Annotated in this window: 16 protein-coding genes; 13 read left to right on the top strand and 3 right to left on the bottom strand. The window is 68.1% G+C overall.

The window, feature by feature from the left end; translation table 11 throughout:
* Position 1: 1 nt before the first annotated feature.
* From A6I89_RS18565 to A6I89_RS18545, 5 genes are all read left to right on the top strand, one after another.
* On the top strand, positions 2-637 hold the full coding sequence (locus A6I89_RS18565) for an alpha/beta fold hydrolase (RefSeq protein WP_080668394.1): 636 nt from the start codon (positions 2-4) through the stop codon (positions 635-637).
* A complete protein-coding gene (locus A6I89_RS18560; RefSeq protein WP_022595130.1) occupies positions 583-954 on the top strand; it encodes an alpha/beta hydrolase in 372 nt (123 codons plus the stop codon). Before A6I89_RS18565 ends, A6I89_RS18560 begins: the two co-directional genes overlap by 55 nt.
* 141 nt (positions 955-1,095) lie before the next feature.
* A complete protein-coding gene (locus A6I89_RS18555) occupies positions 1,096-1,620 on the top strand; it encodes a WxL domain-containing protein (RefSeq protein ID WP_044990807.1) in 525 nt (174 codons plus the stop codon).
* A 74-nt stretch (positions 1,621-1,694) separates the two neighbouring features.
* Positions 1,695-2,660, top strand: a complete 966-nt coding sequence (locus A6I89_RS18550; RefSeq protein WP_022595134.1) for a COG1361 family protein — start codon at positions 1,695-1,697, stop codon at positions 2,658-2,660.
* A 79-nt stretch (positions 2,661-2,739) separates the two neighbouring features.
* Positions 2,740-3,438: a methyltransferase domain-containing protein gene (locus A6I89_RS18545; RefSeq protein WP_022595136.1), complete on the top strand. Its 699-nt coding sequence runs from the start codon at positions 2,740-2,742 to the stop codon at positions 3,436-3,438.
* Between the two features lie 13 nt (positions 3,439-3,451).
* Here the strand turns inward: A6I89_RS18545 and A6I89_RS18540 are convergent, their stop codons facing one another.
* The gene (locus A6I89_RS18540; RefSeq protein WP_022595138.1) at positions 3,452-5,125 is read right to left on the bottom strand and encodes a sulfatase family protein; all 1,674 of its coding nucleotides are present in this window, start codon (positions 5,123-5,125) and stop codon (positions 3,452-3,454) included.
* A gap of 211 nt (positions 5,126-5,336) precedes the next feature.
* Here A6I89_RS18540 and A6I89_RS18535 point away from each other — a divergent pair, with 211 nt between their 5' ends.
* From A6I89_RS18535 to A6I89_RS18510, 6 genes are read left to right on the top strand one after another with little or no spacing between them, the layout of a single operon-like run.
* Positions 5,337-6,842, top strand: coding sequence for a CoA-acylating methylmalonate-semialdehyde dehydrogenase (locus tag A6I89_RS18535; RefSeq protein WP_022595140.1), 1,506 nt, complete (start codon positions 5,337-5,339; stop codon positions 6,840-6,842).
* A gap of 4 nt (positions 6,843-6,846) precedes the next feature.
* The gene (locus A6I89_RS18530) at positions 6,847-7,992 is read left to right on the top strand and encodes an acyl-CoA dehydrogenase family protein (RefSeq protein WP_022595143.1); all 1,146 of its coding nucleotides are present in this window, start codon (positions 6,847-6,849) and stop codon (positions 7,990-7,992) included.
* Positions 7,993-8,044: 52 nt separating this feature from the next.
* On the top strand, positions 8,045-9,193 hold the full coding sequence (locus A6I89_RS18525; RefSeq protein ID WP_022595145.1) for an acyl-CoA dehydrogenase family protein: 1,149 nt from the start codon (positions 8,045-8,047) through the stop codon (positions 9,191-9,193).
* On the top strand, positions 9,190-10,266 hold the full coding sequence (locus A6I89_RS18520) for an enoyl-CoA hydratase/isomerase family protein (protein WP_022595147.1): 1,077 nt from the start codon (positions 9,190-9,192) through the stop codon (positions 10,264-10,266). The genes A6I89_RS18525 and A6I89_RS18520 overlap by 4 nt, the downstream gene beginning before the upstream one ends.
* On the top strand, positions 10,263-11,174 hold the full coding sequence (gene mmsB / locus A6I89_RS18515) for a 3-hydroxyisobutyrate dehydrogenase (protein ID WP_022595149.1): 912 nt from the start codon (positions 10,263-10,265) through the stop codon (positions 11,172-11,174). Before A6I89_RS18520 ends, mmsB begins: the two co-directional genes overlap by 4 nt.
* Positions 11,171-11,947, top strand: coding sequence for an enoyl-CoA hydratase (locus A6I89_RS18510; protein WP_013415611.1), 777 nt, complete (start codon positions 11,171-11,173; stop codon positions 11,945-11,947). The genes mmsB and A6I89_RS18510 overlap by 4 nt, the downstream gene beginning before the upstream one ends.
* A 63-nt stretch (positions 11,948-12,010) precedes the next feature.
* On the opposite strand, the gene A6I89_RS18505 is transcribed toward A6I89_RS18510, so the two are convergent.
* Positions 12,011-12,907 carry an alpha/beta fold hydrolase gene (locus tag A6I89_RS18505; protein WP_013415612.1) on the bottom strand — a complete coding sequence of 299 codons (897 nt, stop codon included), beginning with the start codon at positions 12,905-12,907 and terminating at the stop codon, positions 12,011-12,013.
* Between the two features lie 194 nt (positions 12,908-13,101).
* Between A6I89_RS18505 and A6I89_RS18500 the strand changes: the two genes are divergently transcribed.
* Positions 13,102-13,554: a MarR family winged helix-turn-helix transcriptional regulator gene (locus tag A6I89_RS18500; RefSeq protein ID WP_013415613.1), complete on the top strand. Its 453-nt coding sequence runs from the start codon at positions 13,102-13,104 to the stop codon at positions 13,552-13,554.
* A 48-nt stretch (positions 13,555-13,602) separates the two neighbouring features.
* Here the strand turns inward: A6I89_RS18500 and A6I89_RS18495 are convergent, their stop codons facing one another.
* Positions 13,603-14,139: a MarR family winged helix-turn-helix transcriptional regulator gene (locus tag A6I89_RS18495; protein ID WP_022595151.1), complete on the bottom strand. Its 537-nt coding sequence runs from the start codon at positions 14,137-14,139 to the stop codon at positions 13,603-13,605.
* Positions 14,140-14,249: 110 nt separating this feature from the next.
* Between A6I89_RS18495 and A6I89_RS18490 the strand changes: the two genes are divergently transcribed.
* Positions 14,250-15,476, top strand: a complete 1,227-nt coding sequence (locus A6I89_RS18490) for an MFS transporter (RefSeq protein ID WP_044990766.1) — start codon at positions 14,250-14,252, stop codon at positions 15,474-15,476.

Genomic DNA, 15,476 nt, shown 5'->3' with positions numbered 1-15,476 from the left:
GATCGATCTGCGCGGTATCGGCTACTCGTCGCGCATCGAATGCGCTCAACCCGACGAGCCGGACACCCGCGACGACGAGAGCCTCGCCGGATACGCCGACAACATCGCAGCCGCCAACAGAGACTGCGTCGAGGCCGACCCGGAGTTCTTCGGTTCACTGACCACCGCGAACGCTGCCCGCGACGTCGACGCGGTTCGGGGCGCGCTGGGCCTGGACACGATCGACTTCCTCGGCGTCTCGTGGGGCACCGTCCTCGGCGCCGAACTGCAGTCGAGTTTCCCCGAGCACCTGCACCGGGTTGTCCTCGACAGCATGGACTACACCGGCACCTCGGCGGGCGACGCGCTGCGCGTGCTCGCGGCGGCCGACCCGGACGTTCCACCGGAGATGGTGCCCGACGCGGCCGCCCTCGGTGCCGGGGACGATGGTGGGGTCACCCCCGACGAACCCGATGTGCCGCCCGGTGACGCCCCGGCTCCCGACGACAACGACGCCCCGCTCGACCCGGCAACCACCGAGTTCCTCGCGCGCGCGTTCGGTCCGACGGCCGGAACCGCCTACATCTGCAACAGCCTCGACCCGTGGGCGACAGCACTGTCCAGCTCGCCGAACACCGGACGATCAATGCGGCGCTGAATCGAAATCCCCAGCGGCGCATCGAGTTCCCGGCCGACTCGGACGTGCCCGGTGTAAGTCTGTGCAGCGGTTGGCCGCTCGCTGCCGAGCTGACGGCCGTGGCGAACACCGGCACGGATCTGCTGATCATCGGACACCGGGACGAGTCGGTCACCCCATATGTGTGGGCGCTCGATGCGCAAGCCGCGATGGGCGGCCGGCTCCTGACAATCGAGGATGGTGTGCACGGGTCGACGGTGGGGTCGTCGTGTGGCTGGCTCGTCACCGATTTCCTCCGTGCAGGCCAGCTCTCGCAAGATGTGTGCGATCCGACCTGATCTCTTCTGGTCGACACCTGGAGTTGAAAGACCTTCCAGGACAGGTGTTTTCACATTCAACCAATCGACCGGTCGAGACTTTCGGTGTTAGGGTCCGTTTCATCCGTGTGCTGCCGGGGCGCACCTCACGAAGGAGTGATCATGCGGAAACAACTGGCAAGTTTCGGGGTGGCGGGGATCGCGGTCGCTGCCGCGTTGGTCGCTCCGGCCAACGCGAGTGCGGAGGACACCACCACAACCTTCGAACTCGTGGCCGGAGGGCTGAGCATCGCTCCTCAGGCCTCTGCCGCGCTCAACACCGCGCAGACCGGTGCATCGGACGTCCTCGGACTGTTGGGGGAGGTCACGGTCACCGACAGTCGCGGTAACAACGCGGGTTGGACAGTCACCGTGTCCTCGTCGGAGTTCGCGTTGGCTGCGGAGAGTGGTGATACCACGATTGCCGCGACTCAGGTGCAGTACAACCCCGGCACCGTCGAGCGCACGGGAACCGTGACGACGACCCCGTCGGCCGTCGCCGGACTCGATTCCGCCAAGACCGTGATCGCGGGTACTGCCGCGCGGGGCAACAACACCGCCAGCTGGAACCCCACGTTGACCGTCGGACTGCCGTCGGACGCTCTCGCCGGTGTCTACACCGGAACGGTTTCGACGTCCGTCGCCTGACCCGGAGATCGGTGTGGGTGCGGCGTCCCGCACCCCCTCCGATTCCCATCACCGCCCTGGGGGGATCTTTCAGAGTGCGCAGCTCTCATCACTGCACCAGTTTCGTCGCCCGGCGGATCGCGTCCGTCGCGGCTCTGATCAGCGCGTTCGCGCTGCTGGCGTCCGGATCGGCGATCTCCGCGGCCCAGTCGTCGCCGACACAGAACGAAGGCATCGGTGTGCGCCTGCTCGAGGCGCCGTCGAACAACGGAAGCGACCCGCGTGCGAGGGTGTACATCGTCGATCACCTCGCGCCGGGAACGACCATCAGCAGGCGATTCGAGGTTACGAACACCACGGGCGAGGCCGCCGATGTGCGGCTCTATCCTTCGGCGGCGGGGATCGACCGCGGCCAGTTCACCGGGGCGGCCGGTCAGGTCGCCAACGACCTGACGACTTGGACCTCGATCGCCCCCGCCCAAGTGCGGGTGGACGCACATTCCGCCGCCGGAGCCGTCGCCACCATCGCCGTACCGCAGGACGCGCCTCCGGGGGAGCAGTACGCGGTCCTGTGGGCCGAGGTCCGCTCGGCGCCGTCGCCGCAATCGCCGGTCGCACATTTCGCCATCGAGTCCCTGACCGCCGCACGGTCCGACGACGGCACGCCGGTCCTCGAGGCCAACGTCCGCAATACCGGTGGGCGGGCACTGGATCTGAAGGGCAGGCTGACGCTCGGCGACGGACCCGGCGGGCTCAACGCGGGTCCGTTCTCCGTCGAGGGAATCACCACGTTGGCGCCCGGTACTACCGGTGCTGTCACGGCGACACTGAACAAGGACATTCCGCCTGGCCCTTGGAACGCTTCGGTCACCCTCGAGAGTGGGTTGGTCGAGCGCAGTGCCGCAACGCAGATCACGTTCCCCGACTCCGGAAGCGCCGAGTTCGGCGTTCCAGGGTCGCGCCACCTCCCCGCCGTGTTCATCGGGTTGGGCGTCCTCGCGTTGATCGCGGGCGTCACCGCGATCGCGCTGCGCAGGCGGGCGAGGCGCAACAGCATTTGACGGCGGCTGGCGACCGAGTTCCGTGCCACCGGCCGGCTCGGGCAGGATACGTGCGAACCGCACTCACCCAGGAGTTGCCATGACGCACACGGACACCGAGAGCGCCGGAATCGGGCCGATGTTGATCTCGTCGCGTTCGTTCGACGAGTACGTAGCGATGTTCGCGCTGAGCTGCGACGACCTGACGGGCGCCGTTCTGGACTGCCCCGCCGGTGCGTCGTCGTTCACCGCGACCGGCCGCGCCCGCGGGATCGACGTCACCGCTTGCGACATCGCATACGCGGACACCTCGGCGTTGGCCGCGACTGCACGCGCCGAGACGATCCGCGGCAACAGCTACATCGCGCAGCGACCGGAACGGTTCGCGGGGAGCTTCTTCCGTGACGCCGAGCACCACCTCGAACACCGGCTCGCGTCGGTGGACCGGTTTGCCGAGGACCTGCAGGCACACCCCGAGATGTACGTCCCCGGAGCACTCCCCGCATTGCCGTTTCCGGACGGCTCCTTCGACCTGGTGCTGTCGTCGCACCTACTGTTCACGTACGCGGACCGACTGGATGTCGACGATCACGATCGGTCCCTCACCGAACTGCTCCGCGTCTCGGCGCGCGAGGTTCGGGTCTTCCCGCTGGTGCCGAGTGGGCGGACTGATCGATACGCCGGCCTGGGCGAGCTGCGTCGACGTCTCGACGCCCGGGACATCGCCCACGAAATACGTTCGGTCGCCTACGACTTCCAAAGCGGCGGCACCGAGATGCTGGTGTGCTCAGCGCGGTGACCGATCGCGGCCCCTACGAGCCGCCGACCGGGACCGCGCTGAGCCCGCGTGCCGGCGTCGTCCCACACCGCTCCATCACCTCGAACAGCTTCGCGTGCATTCGCATCGACTGCACCGGGTCGAAGTAGCCGAGGTTCAACGGATTCGCGCGGTTGTGCAGTTCCAGTGGGTCGGTCTGCAGGTCGTACATCTCGAACTGCGGCGGTGTGACACCGGCGGGGTCGAAGTATGCCGAGTACTTCCACCGGTGGTCGCGGATGGTGCGCATGTGGTTGGGCTGGGTGACGATGTTCTGGCCGTCCGGTGTCGCGCAGTTCTCATCGTCGTAGGTGAAGTGCAGGACGTCCTGTACCTCGGCGCTCGGCGCGGCCGGGTTGGCGGCGGCGTCGTCGACGATCGGCATGAGGTCGACGCCGCGGAAATCCCACGCGGCCCGGTCCGGGACGTCCGCGAGGCTCGCGAGGGTGGGCATGACATCGATCAGCGACGACAGCGCTGCGGTGTGGACGGGCTGCGGGAACAGCAGGGGATTGCTGACCACCAGTGGCACCCGCAAGGTCTCCTCGTATGCGTTGAACACCTTCTGCCGCAGGCCGCCGTGTGACATGCCCATCTCGCCGTGGTCCGAGATCCGGATCACCACCGTCGACTCCCGCATCCCTGGGCGGGATTCGAGCGCATCGAGTACCGCCCCGGTGTGCTCGTCGACAACCTTGTGCATGTACGCGTAGAAGTTCACATAGTTGCGGGCGGCGTCCTGCCCGGGCAACGGACCCAGCCCGGCGGCGAGAAGCACCTGGGACTGGATCTGCGCGGTGGGCTTGAAGTTCCGGGCCAAGGCCTCGTCGTACGTCGGCGGCAGGTCGATGCCCTGCTCGAAGATTCCGGGCGCGTCCGAACCGTAGTTGTCGCAGGTGCCGTTGATGGCGTCCCACGTCTGGGGGTAGGCGAGCACGTCGTGCGGATTGACGAACGAGACGACGAGGGCGAACGGGCGATCGTCGTTCGGGTCGAGTCCCCGCAGGAACTCGACGGCTTCCGACGCGTACCGGCTGTCGAGGTCGGCGCAGCCACCGCCGAAGTGATCCGGGTCGGTGTCCTGGCCGCCTTCCGGTGGAACCCAGCCCCGGAAGCCGTACGCCGCGACGTCCGCGCTCGACGGATCGCCGCCCTCCTCGCCCTTGCTCATGTGCCACTTGCCTCGGTAGTGCACGTTGTAGCCGGCCGAGTCGAGGAGCTTGGCCATGTTCTGAATGCCCAGCGGGAGGGTCGGTTCCGTCGGTGAGACGGTGCCACCTTCGGTGAGCGTCGCGGTCACGCCGTGCTGTGCGGGGTACAGGCCGGTGAAGAACGTGCTGCGACTCGGCGAGCACATTGCGGCATTGCAGCAGCAGCCGTCGAACGTGAGCCCGGTGTCCGCGAGACGCTTTCGGTTCGGCAGGTTCGTCTCCGCCCAGCCCTCGGGCCAGAACATCGGGGCCCGTTCCTGATCGGTGATGACGACGACGATGTTCGGCCGGTGCGGCAGCGCGCCGTGCCCGGCCGTCGGCGCCGGACGCGATGCCGCCGCACGCGCGCCCGCTCCCGCCATGCCGGCGACCAGCAGGGCGCCGGCGCCGCCGAGGAACGTCCGCCGGGAGAACGGGTGATCGACCGCGTCGAGTGTCGGTCGGCTCAGGGAGTCCATCTGCTGATCTCCGTCCGGGATGCGCTGAGATCCGGCGTTCGGATCGTCATTCTGTCCGAGGATCAGGGCTGCTACCTGGGGTTCGGGCAATTGTCGGGATCGCACCCTGGACTTGCATGGACTTCCAACTATAGGATGAGCGAGGAATGTCGAGGGTGACGTACGTCTCCTTCGTGGCTCTGTGGCGACCAGCAAAGGACGGGTTCGGGCAATGAGCGTTCGAGAGCTCTCTCACTTCATCGGCGGCAAGCGGATCCCGGGAACATCGGGCAGATTCGCCGACGTCTTCGATCCCAACACCGGGCAGGTGCAGGCGCGGGTGCCGCTCGCCGACCGGTCCGAGACCGAGGCGGCGATCGCGAACGCGGCGGATGCCCAGAAGGAGTGGGCGTCGTGGAACCCGCAGCGCCGCGCCCGCGTGCTGATGCGGTTCCTGCAGCTGATCCAGGAGGAGATGGATCCGCTGGCCCGGCTGCTCTCGTCCGAGCACGGCAAGACCATCCCGGACGCCAAGGGCGACATCCAGCGCGGCCTCGAGGTCGTCGAATTCGCCACCGGCATCCCACACCTGCTCAAGGGCGAGTACACCGAGGGTGCCGGATCGGGCATCGACGTGTTCTCGATGCGGCAGCCGCTCGGTGTCGTGGCAGGCATCACGCCCTTCAATTTCCCGGCCATGATCCCGCTGTGGAAGGCCGCTCCCGCCCTGGCGTGCGGAAATGCGTTCGTGCTCAAGCCGTCCGAGCGTGACCCGTCGGTGCCGCTGCGCCTGGCCGAGCTGTTCCTCGAAGCGGGTCTGCCGCCGGGTGTGTTCAACGTCGTCAACGGCGACAAGGGTGCCGTCGACACCCTCCTCACCGATCCTCGGATCAAGGCCGTCGGCTTCGTCGGCTCCACCCCGATCGCCCAGTACATCTACGAGACCGCCGCCGCGCACGGCAAGCGCGCCCAGTGCTTCGGTGGCGCGAAGAACCACGCGATCGTGATGCCCGACGCCGACCTGGACCAGGTGGCCGACGCTCTGGTCGGCGCCGGCTACGGCTCTGCCGGTGAGCGCTGCATGGCGATCTCGGTCGCGGTTCCCGTGGGCGAGGAGACCGCGGATGCGCTCGTCGCCAAGCTCTCCGAGCGGGTCGCGAAGCTGCGGATCGGACGCTCCGACGACGAGACCGCCGATTTCGGACCCGTGGTGAGCAAGGATGCTCTCGACCGCGTCGACGGCTACGTGCAGATCGGCGTCGACGAGGGTGCCGAGCTGGTCATCGACGGCCGCGGCTTCACCCTCGAGGGTCACGAGAACGGATTCTTCGTCGGCGCAACACTGTTCGACCGCGTCACCCCCGAGATGCGGATCTACAAGGAGGAGATCTTCGGTCCCGTGCTGCAGGTGGTCCGCGCACACGACTACGAGGAGGCTCTGCGCCTGCCGACCGAGCACGAGTACGGCAACGGCGTCGCGATCTTCACCCGCGACGGCGACACCGCCCGCGACTTCTGCTCCCGCGTCGAGGTCGGCATGGTCGGCGTCAACGTCCCGATCCCGGTGCCGATCGCGTACCACACCTTCGGTGGCTGGAAGCGCTCCGGATTCGGCGACCTCAACCAGCACGGCCCCGACTCGATCCGCTTCTACACCAAGACCAAGACGGTGACGCAGCGCTGGCCCTCCGGGTTCAAGGAGCACGCGGACCACTTCGTCATCCCGACGATGGACTGACGCGGTGAAGAGGTACGTGCCGAGCTGGCACGACGACGAGGTCCGGGCGCTCTCCGAACTCGCGGCCGGATTCTTCGAACGCGAGGTCGTCGCCCACAACGAGAAGTGGGAAGCCCAGCGCCACATCGACCGCGACGTGTGGCGCACCGCCGGCAAGCTGGGGCTGCTCTGCTGCTCGATTCCCGAGGAGTACGGCGGCGGCGGAGGCACGTTCGCGCACGATCTCGCGGTGTTCGAGGCGCAGGGCTACGCGGGTGATCTGGCGTTCGGGGTGTCGGTGCACAGCGGCATCGTCGCGCATTACGTCAACGAGTACGGCACCGAGGAGCAGAAGCGGACCTGGCTGCCTGGGATGGCGTCCGGGGAGATCCTCGGGGCGATCGGAATGACCGAACCGGGCGCCGGATCCGATCTCAAGGCGATCCGGACGACGGCCGTGCGCGACGGCGACCACTATGTCGTCAACGGCTCGAAGACGTTCATCACCAACGGTTCTTCCGCCGACATGATCGTGCTGGCGGTGAAGACCCCCCCGAAGGCCGGTGCCAGGGGTGTATCGCTGCTGATCGTCGACCTGCGGGACTGCCCCGGCTTCACGGTGGGGCGGGTGCTCGACAAGGTGGGCCAGCACGCCGCGGACACCTCCGAGCTGTCGTTCGTCGATGTGAAGGTGCCGGTGTCGAACCTGTTGGGCGAGGAGGGGCAGGGCTTCGGCCAGCTGATCGCCCAACTCGTCCAGGAACGTCTGATCATCGCGGCGCAGGCGTCGGGGGCGATGAACCGAGCGGTCGAGGAGACCGTCGCGTACGTCAAGTCCCGGCAGGCGTTCGGGCACAGCCTGTTCGAGTTCCAGAACACGGCGTTCGAACTCGCCGAGTGCCAGACGATCGCGCGCACGTGCGAGGTGTTCCTCGATCACTGCATCCAGGAGCACCTGCGCGGCGAACTCGACGCGGCCGAGGCGGCGATGGCCAAGTACTGGCTCACCGACAAGCAGTGCGAGGTCGTCGACCGCTGCGTGCAGCTGCACGGCGGCTACGGATACATGCGCGAGTACCTCGTGGCCCGCATGTACGAGGACGCACGGGTGCAGAAGATCTATGCCGGTGCCAACGAGGTCATGAAGGGGATCATTGCGAAATCCCTCTGAGGACCGCGGCCACCACGTCATCGACGATGACGACGAACCAGGAGTGAAGGCAATGTTCAGACTTTCCGACGACGAGCGTGCGATCAGCGACACCGCCCGCGACTTCGCCGCGGAATACCTGGCGCCGGGCGCCATCGAGTGGGACCAGAACAAGCATTTCCCGGTCGATGTGCTGCGCAAGGCAGGTGCACTCGGCATGGGCGGCATCTACATCCGCGAGGACGTCGACGGCTCCGGTCTCACCCGGCTCGACGGCGTCCGAATCTTCGAGCAGCTCGCGACGGGTTGCCCGTCGATCGCCGCCTACATCTCGATCCACAACATGGTCACGTGGATGATCGACGAGTTCGGTGACGACGAGCAGCGACGGCGCTGGGTGCCCGGTCTGGCGTCGATGGAGCAGCTCGGCAGCTACTGCCTCACCGAGCCGGGTGCGGGATCCGACGCGGCAGCCCTGTCCACCAAGGCTGTTCGGGACGGCGACGACTATCTGCTCACCGGCGTCAAGCAGTTCATCTCCGGCGCGGGTACGTCCGACGTCTACGTCGTCATGGCCCGCACGGGCGCGGCGGGAGCCCGCGGCATCTCGGCGTTCATCGTCCCGAAGGACACGCCCGGGCTGTCGTTCGGTGCCAACGAGAAGAAGATGGGCTGGAACGCCCAACCCACCCGGCAGGTGATCCTGGACCAGGTGCGGGTGCCGGCGGCGAACCTGCTCGGCGGGGAGGGCGAGGGTTTCCGCATCGCGATGAAGGGGCTCAACGGGGGTCGGCTGAACATCGCCGCCTGCTCGGTGGGTGGCGCGCAGGCCGCGCTGGACAAGGCTGTCGCGTACCTCGCGGAACGAAAGGCGTTCGGGGCGGCGCTCGTCGAGTCTCAGGCGCTGCAGTTCCGCCTCGCCGACATGCGGATCGAACTCGAGGCCGCCCGCACCCTGCTGTGGCGGGCCGCGGACGCGCTCGACGCGGACAGTGCCGACAAGGTGGAGCTGTGCGCGATGGCGAAGCGGTTCGCGACGGACACCGGCTTCACGGTCGCGAACGAGGCGCTGCAGCTGCACGGTGGTTACGGCTATCTGGCGGAATACGGATTGGAGAAAATCGTGCGAGATCTGCGGGTGCACCAGATCCTGGAGGGCACCAACGAGATCATGCGGGTCGTCGTGGCCCGCGCGGTGGTCGGATCGGTCGGCGCGGCATGAGCGACATCGTTGAACCCGAGGTTCTGGTCGAACGGGTCGGCGCTCTCGGCCGGATCACCCTCAATCGGCCGAAGGCGATCAACGCGCTGAATCACGCGATGGTGCGGTCGATGGCGGCGGCACTGCTGGAGTGGGCCGACGACGATGCCGTCGACGCCGTGCTGCTCACGGGAGCGGGGGAGCGCGGCCTGTGCGCGGGCGGCGACATCGTGTCGATCTACCACGACGCCCGAGGCGGCGGGAGTGGGTCGAAGGACTTCTGGCGGGACGAGTACGTCCTCAACGCCGCGATCGCCCGCTACCGCAAGCCGTACGTCGCGATCATGGACGGCATCGTGATGGGCGGCGGTGTCGGCGTCTCGGCGCACGGCAACGTCCGGGTCGTCACCGAGCGGTCCACGATCGGAATGCCCGAGGTGGGCATCGGATTCGTGCCCGACGTCGGCGGCACGTACCTGCTGTCGCGGGCGCCCGGCGAACTCGGCACCCACGTCGCGCTCACGACGGCACGGATGTCGGCCGGCGACGCGATCGCGTGCGGTTTCGCCGACCACTTCGTGCCGTCGGACCGGGTCGGCGAGTTCGAACAGGCGGTGGCCGGGGGCTCCGTCGAGGACGCACTCGCCCGGTTCGCGCAGCCCGCCCCCGCGTCGGAGCTGGCAGCGCAGCGGGGCTGGATCGACGCCGCGTACGCCGCCGACACGGTCGAGGAGATCGTCGCGAACCTGCGGGCGAGCGACGTCCCCGAGGCGCGGGCCGCGGCCGAACAGATCCTGGCGAAGTCCCCGACCGCGGCGAAGGTGACGTTGCGGGCACTGCGCCACGCCCGCACCCTCGACACGCTCGAGGCCGTCCTCGACGAGGAGTACCGGGTGTCGTTGGCGTGCCTGGAATCCCACGATCTCGTGGAGGGCATCCGCGCGCAGGTGGTAGAGAAGGACCGTAACCCCGCATGGTCGCCGTCGTCCCTCGAGGCGGTCACCGATGAACTAGTGGATCGATTCTTCGAGCCGCTCGGCGAGGCCGAACTGGGACTGGCCGCAGCGCTCGTGAGTGGGGAGGAAGCGCGATGAGCACGAACGACATCACCGTCGGATTCGTCGGTCTCGGCCACATGGGCGGCCCGATGGCGGCCAATCTCGTGAAGGCCGGATACGTCGTGAAGGGCTTCGATCTGGTGCCGGCTGCGCTCGAGCAGGCCCGGCGCGACGGCATCACGGTCGTGGACTCCGCCGCGCTGGCGGCCACCGACGCGGACGTCGTCGTCACGATGCTGCCCAGCGGCAAGCACGTCCTCGACCTGTACGAGGGCGGTCTGCTCACCGCCGCGCGGCAGGGCACGCTGTTCGTCGACAGTTCGACGATCGACGTCGCCGACGCCCGAGCGGCCCACGAACTGGCCGAACAGGCCGGGCATCGCAGCGTCGACGCGCCCGTGTCGGGTGGAGTGATGGGGGCGGCGGCCGGAACGCTCGCCTTCATGGTCGGCGGCGCCGACGAGGACTTCGAGGCCGCCCGGCCGCTGCTCGAGGTCATGGGCCGCAAAGTGGTGCACTGCGGCGGCCCCGGCGTGGGTCAGGCCGCGAAGATCTGCAACAACATGATCCTCGGCGTCTCGATGATCGCGATCAGCGAAGCATTCGTGCTGGGGGAGAAGCTCGGACTGAGCAACCAGGCGCTGTTCGACGTCGCATCGAACGCGTCCGGTCAGTGCTGGGCGCTCACCACCAACTGCCCGGTGCCGGGACCCGTCCCGGCGAGCCCCGCCAACAACGACTACCAGCCGGGATTCGCGGCCGCCCTCATGGACAAGGACCTCGGGCTCGCCGCGAACGCGCTGCGCGCCAACGGCGTCGACGCCGAACTCGGTATGCGCGCCGCGGAGCTGTACCGGCGCTTCCACGAGACCGGGCACGGCGGCGAGGACTTCTCGGCCATCATCAGGGACATCAGGGACAGATCGAACGGAGAGACTCGATGACGGACTACCAGACGATTCAGGTCGGGCGCACCGGCCGCGTCGGCATGATCACCCTCGACCGGCCGAAGGCGCTCAACGCCCTCAACGCGCAGCTGATGTCGGAGATGGTCTCGGCCGTCGAGGACTTCGAGAAGGACCGGAGCATCGGCTCGATCCTGATCACCGGGTCGGAGCGGGCGTTCGCGGCCGGCGCCGACATCAAGGAGATGCAGTCCAAGTCGTTCATGGACATGTACCTCGACGACTGGTTCTCGGCGTGGGATCGTATCGCCGCGGCCCGCAAGCCGATCGTCGCCGCGGTCGCCGGTTACGCGCTCGGCGGCGGCTGCGAGCTGGCGATGATGTGCGACGTGCTGATCGCCGCCGACTCGGCCAAGTTCGGCCAGCCCGAGATCAAGCTCGGTGTGCTGCCCGGAATCGGTGGCTCGCAGCGACTCACCCGCGCCATCGGCAAGGCCAAGGCGATGGACCTGTGTCTCACGGGCCGGACGATCGACGCCGAGGAGGCGGAGCGCGCCGGTCTCGTCTCCCGGATCGTTCCGGCGATCGACCTGCTCGACGAGGCCATCGCGACCGCGTCGAAGATCGCGGACATGTCGTTGCCGATCGCGATGATGGTCAAGGAGTCGGTGAACCGGGCGTTCGAATCGACGCTGTCCGAGGGCGTCCGGTTCGAGCGACGCGTGTTCCACTCGGCCTTCGCTACGCAGGATCAGAAGGAAGGCATGGCCGCGTTCACCGAGAAGCGGGATCCGAGTTTCGGCCACCACTGAGTGAGCTACCGAGCCACTTCTCGGCCCCTGTCGCGCACGAGCGTGGCAGGGGCCGAGGAGTTCTCAGCGGAGGAGGAACTCGAGCGCCACCCGCTCGAACGCCTCTTCGGCCTCCACCATCACCCAGTGCCCGCAGTTGGGAAAGACGTGCAATTCGGCATGCGGCACAAGCCGTAGCGGAACGAGGGGCATATCCGGCGGGCACTGCCGGTCGTCGAGGCCCCATGTGAACAACGTGGGGCACTGGATCTTCCGCATCATCGACCAGTACGGCGGGGCCTCGGACGCCTCGAGTGCCCGCTGCTGGGCGGCGACCGCTGCGGAGCCGTACATCGCGGCGAGCGTCTCGTGGGAGGAGGGAGCCATCGCCGCCTCCCAGCGCTCGTCGACGCGCTCGTCCGTGACCAGCGCGGGGTCGTAGACCATGCAGTCGAGCCACCGCACCAGCTTCTCGCGACTGGGGTCGTCGGCGAAGTCCCGGAGCAGGCGGGTGCCTTCACTCGGAGCCTGGCTGAAGATGTTGGGGCCCACTCCGCCGATCGTGATCAGCTTCTCGACCCGCGCGGGATGCTGCATCGCCACCTGCGCACCGACGACTCCGCCCATCGAATTGCCGATGATCGCGGCGGATTCGATCCCGAGGGCGTCCATGAACCGCGGCACCGACTCGGTTGCGGCGCGGACGGGATGTCCTTCGACAGGATCGCTGATTCCGAAGCCGGGAAACTCGAGCACGTAGCAGTGGAAGTGCTCGGCGAACACAGCCAGGTTCCCTCTGTAGTTACGCCAACCGCTCACGCCGATCCCGGAACCGTGCAGCAACAGCAATGGCGGTCCGTCGCCCGCCTCGTGGTAGCGCAACACGCCTGCGTCGGTGACGACCTCCCGCTTCGTTCCCTCGAAGCTGAGATCTGTGCCGTTTGCGCGCGTGTCCGTGGCGTGGACCCCTCGTCGGTTCATCTGTTCGCCCTCCCTCGGTCGCTGCCCCGCGACGCCGACTCGGTGCCGGTGGACGAACCATAACAACATTCTGTCATGTCTATGTGTACGTTCTTGATTAATGATTCGTTCACTCTTGCGTCCAGATGTGGGCGCAGCGGGGAGTCGCAGTACTCTGTCGAGACCGAGAAGGTGGACGCGGAGGAGTGGAGTAGTTGACGGAGGACGCTGCCATCGATCGCCTGTCCGAGGTGCTCGACGACCGGATCGGCACGCGTATCCGGCACATCGCACGGATGATCATCGACGCGAAAGCGGCTGCGCTTCGTCCGCTCGGAATCACTGTGCCGCAGTACTCGACGCTCCTTGCGGTCAAGCACCTGGAGCCGAGTTCGGCCGCGCAGCTCGCGCGTGCCGGACTGGGGACGCCGCAGTCGCTGGCGACGATGCTGTCGACGCTCGAGGGCAAAGGGCTCGTCAGCCGTCGCGCGTCCCCCATGCATCAGAAGCTCGTCGAGGTGCGTCTGACCGCGCTCGGCGCGAAGACGGTCGACGAGGCGGACGAACTGGCTGCAGATATCGAGGCCCGGCTGCGGGAGGCGATCGGCGAGGACCTGTTCGAGGGCGTCGTCAGGATCGAGCAGATCGCGGGCGAGCTCCTGCATTAGCCGCCCAGGCGATCGGGTCGGGCGCCGCGGGCTGGTCGACCGACGGCGTCAGTGCCACCGGCCCGGCCGGGCGCCGGTGTCGAAATCGCCTGCTTTCGAACGCAGTTCGGTGAGGATGCGCACCAGTGAGTCCAGCTTGTCGGGGGAAAGGCCGGGGTCGGCGAACACCTTCTCGTTGAGCGCCTCGGTCGCTCGTCGTGAGATGTCCCGCCCGTCGTCGGTGATCTCGATCAGGGTCGCCCGGCGGTCGGTGGGGTGGGGGACGCGGCGAACCAGGCCCGCGTTCTCGAGGCGATCGACCGCGTTGGTGACGCTGGTCGGGTGCACCTGCAGGCGGGCGCTCGCCTTCGCCATCGGCAGCGCGCCGCTGCGGGTGAAGGTGAGCAGCGTCAGCAACTCGTACCGCGAGAACGTGAGTCCGAAAGGCTTGAGGGCCTCGTCGACCCGCGCCATCATGATCTGCTGCGCGCGCACCACCGACGTCACTGCGGCCATTCCGTCGGCGACGGCACCCCAGCCGTGCTCGGTCCACTGACGGTGCGCTTCCTCGATCGGGTCCAGAGGCAGGGGTGACGGCGACGGCATGCCCCGATCATCCCATGCAGGCCCGACCGGCCCGCGTACCCGGCACGGTACTTCCGGTGACCGGTTCCCGATACGTGGTCCGGTCGTGACCGCGGCTAACGTCTGACGTCATGGCGCAGCATACGAGCGAGTCCGGCTCGCCCCGAGTCGAGCCGGCAGTGCCCACCCGAACCCCGTGGGGGCAGCACTCGTTGCTGCACGCGATCTTCTTCCTCATGGGCGGCGAGCTGTTCCTCATCTCTCCGCTGCTCCCGACCATCGCCGACGACCTCGGGACCAGTATTCCGGCGACGGCGCTGGTGGTGACGGCCTACGGGCTCACGTACGCGGTGGCGAGTCCTCTGCTCGGTGCGCTCGCCGAGCACGTGGCGCGCCGACGCGTCATCCTCGCCGGGGTCGCGGTGATGGTTCTCGGGGAGGTGCTCTGCGTGGTCGCGCCCACGCTGACGTTCCTGGTGGGGGCGCGCATGGTCGGCGGCGTCGGCGGCGCCCTGATGGGTCCCGCGATCTGGGCGTTCCTGGCCGAGACGGCGGTGCCGCGGGAACGCGGCCGGGCCATCTCGCGTGGCGCCGCGGCGTACGCGGGCGGTCAGATCGTCGGGGTGCCGTTGGGCACGCTCGTCGCCGCGAGCCTCGACTGGCGGTGGGCTTTCGCCGGAGTCGCCCTCGTGCTCGTCGGTGTCGGAGTCTCCATCGCCGTGCGCCTCCGGGAGCCCGAGCGCACGGTGGTGCGTCCGGACGGCGCCCGCACGGCCCTCGCGACGTCGTTCCGGTTGTGGGGAAACCGGACCTTCCGGTTGATCATGTTCGGAAACCTCTTCGCGCAGGCGGCCCGCCTGGGCACGTACGCGTTCGCGGGCGCGCTCTTCGCGACCCGCTTCGGGCTCAGCACCGAAACTCTCGGATTCGTCGGTGCGCTGGTCGGCATCGGATCCTTCTCGGGTTCCCTCGTCGCCGGCCCCCTGGTCGACCGGTGGCGAGCCGCCGGTCGAGCCGAGTCGGTGCTCTGCATCGGCTGGGGCGGGCTGCTCGCCGCGGCTCTGGCCCTCGCGGTGTTCGCGCCGACGAGCTGGGCGAGCATCGTGGGATTCATGCTCGCGTTCGCAGCCGGCTCGGCGTTCTTCAGCACCGGTCAGGTACTGCTGACGACGGAACTCGCGGAACGCCGCGCCGGCGCGGTGTCGTGGAACAACTCCGCGATGTACGTAGGCACGGCCGTCGGTACCGCGGTCCTCGGTGCACTGGGATTCGGCACCACCGGATTCGCGATCGGAGCCGTCGTCTTCGCGCTCGCCGCGACCGCGTCCAGCGCCATCCTCTCGCTGCGCCGCCGCTGA

The sequence above is a fragment of the Prescottella equi genome (genome assembly GCF_002094305.1).
Taxonomy (GTDB): Bacteria; Actinomycetota; Actinomycetes; order Mycobacteriales; family Mycobacteriaceae; genus Prescottella; species Prescottella equi.
Note: the sequence above shows the minus strand (reverse complement) of the source record. Positions and strands in the feature narration are given on the sequence as shown.

Coding starts and splice junctions, on each gene's coding strand:
- A6I89_RS18510 (WP_013415611.1), top strand. CDS start 11,171: ATGACGGACTACCAGACGATTCAGGTCGGGCGCACCGGCCGCGTCGGC.
- A6I89_RS18495 (WP_022595151.1), bottom strand. CDS start 14,139: ATGCCGTCGCCGTCACCCCTGCCTCTGGACCCGATCGAGGAAGCGCAC.
- A6I89_RS18525 (WP_022595145.1), top strand. CDS start 8,045: ATGTTCAGACTTTCCGACGACGAGCGTGCGATCAGCGACACCGCCCGC.
- mmsB (WP_022595149.1), top strand. CDS start 10,263: ATGAGCACGAACGACATCACCGTCGGATTCGTCGGTCTCGGCCACATG.
- A6I89_RS18535 (WP_022595140.1), top strand. CDS start 5,337: ATGAGCGTTCGAGAGCTCTCTCACTTCATCGGCGGCAAGCGGATCCCG.
- A6I89_RS18540 (WP_022595138.1), bottom strand. CDS start 5,125: ATGGACTCCCTGAGCCGACCGACACTCGACGCGGTCGATCACCCGTTC.
- A6I89_RS18555 (WP_044990807.1), top strand. CDS start 1,096: ATGCGGAAACAACTGGCAAGTTTCGGGGTGGCGGGGATCGCGGTCGCT.
- A6I89_RS18520 (WP_022595147.1), top strand. CDS start 9,190: ATGAGCGACATCGTTGAACCCGAGGTTCTGGTCGAACGGGTCGGCGCT.
- A6I89_RS18505 (WP_013415612.1), bottom strand. CDS start 12,907: ATGAACCGACGAGGGGTCCACGCCACGGACACGCGCGCAAACGGCACA.
- A6I89_RS18545 (WP_022595136.1), top strand. CDS start 2,740: ATGACGCACACGGACACCGAGAGCGCCGGAATCGGGCCGATGTTGATC.
- A6I89_RS18490 (WP_044990766.1), top strand. CDS start 14,250: ATGGCGCAGCATACGAGCGAGTCCGGCTCGCCCCGAGTCGAGCCGGCA.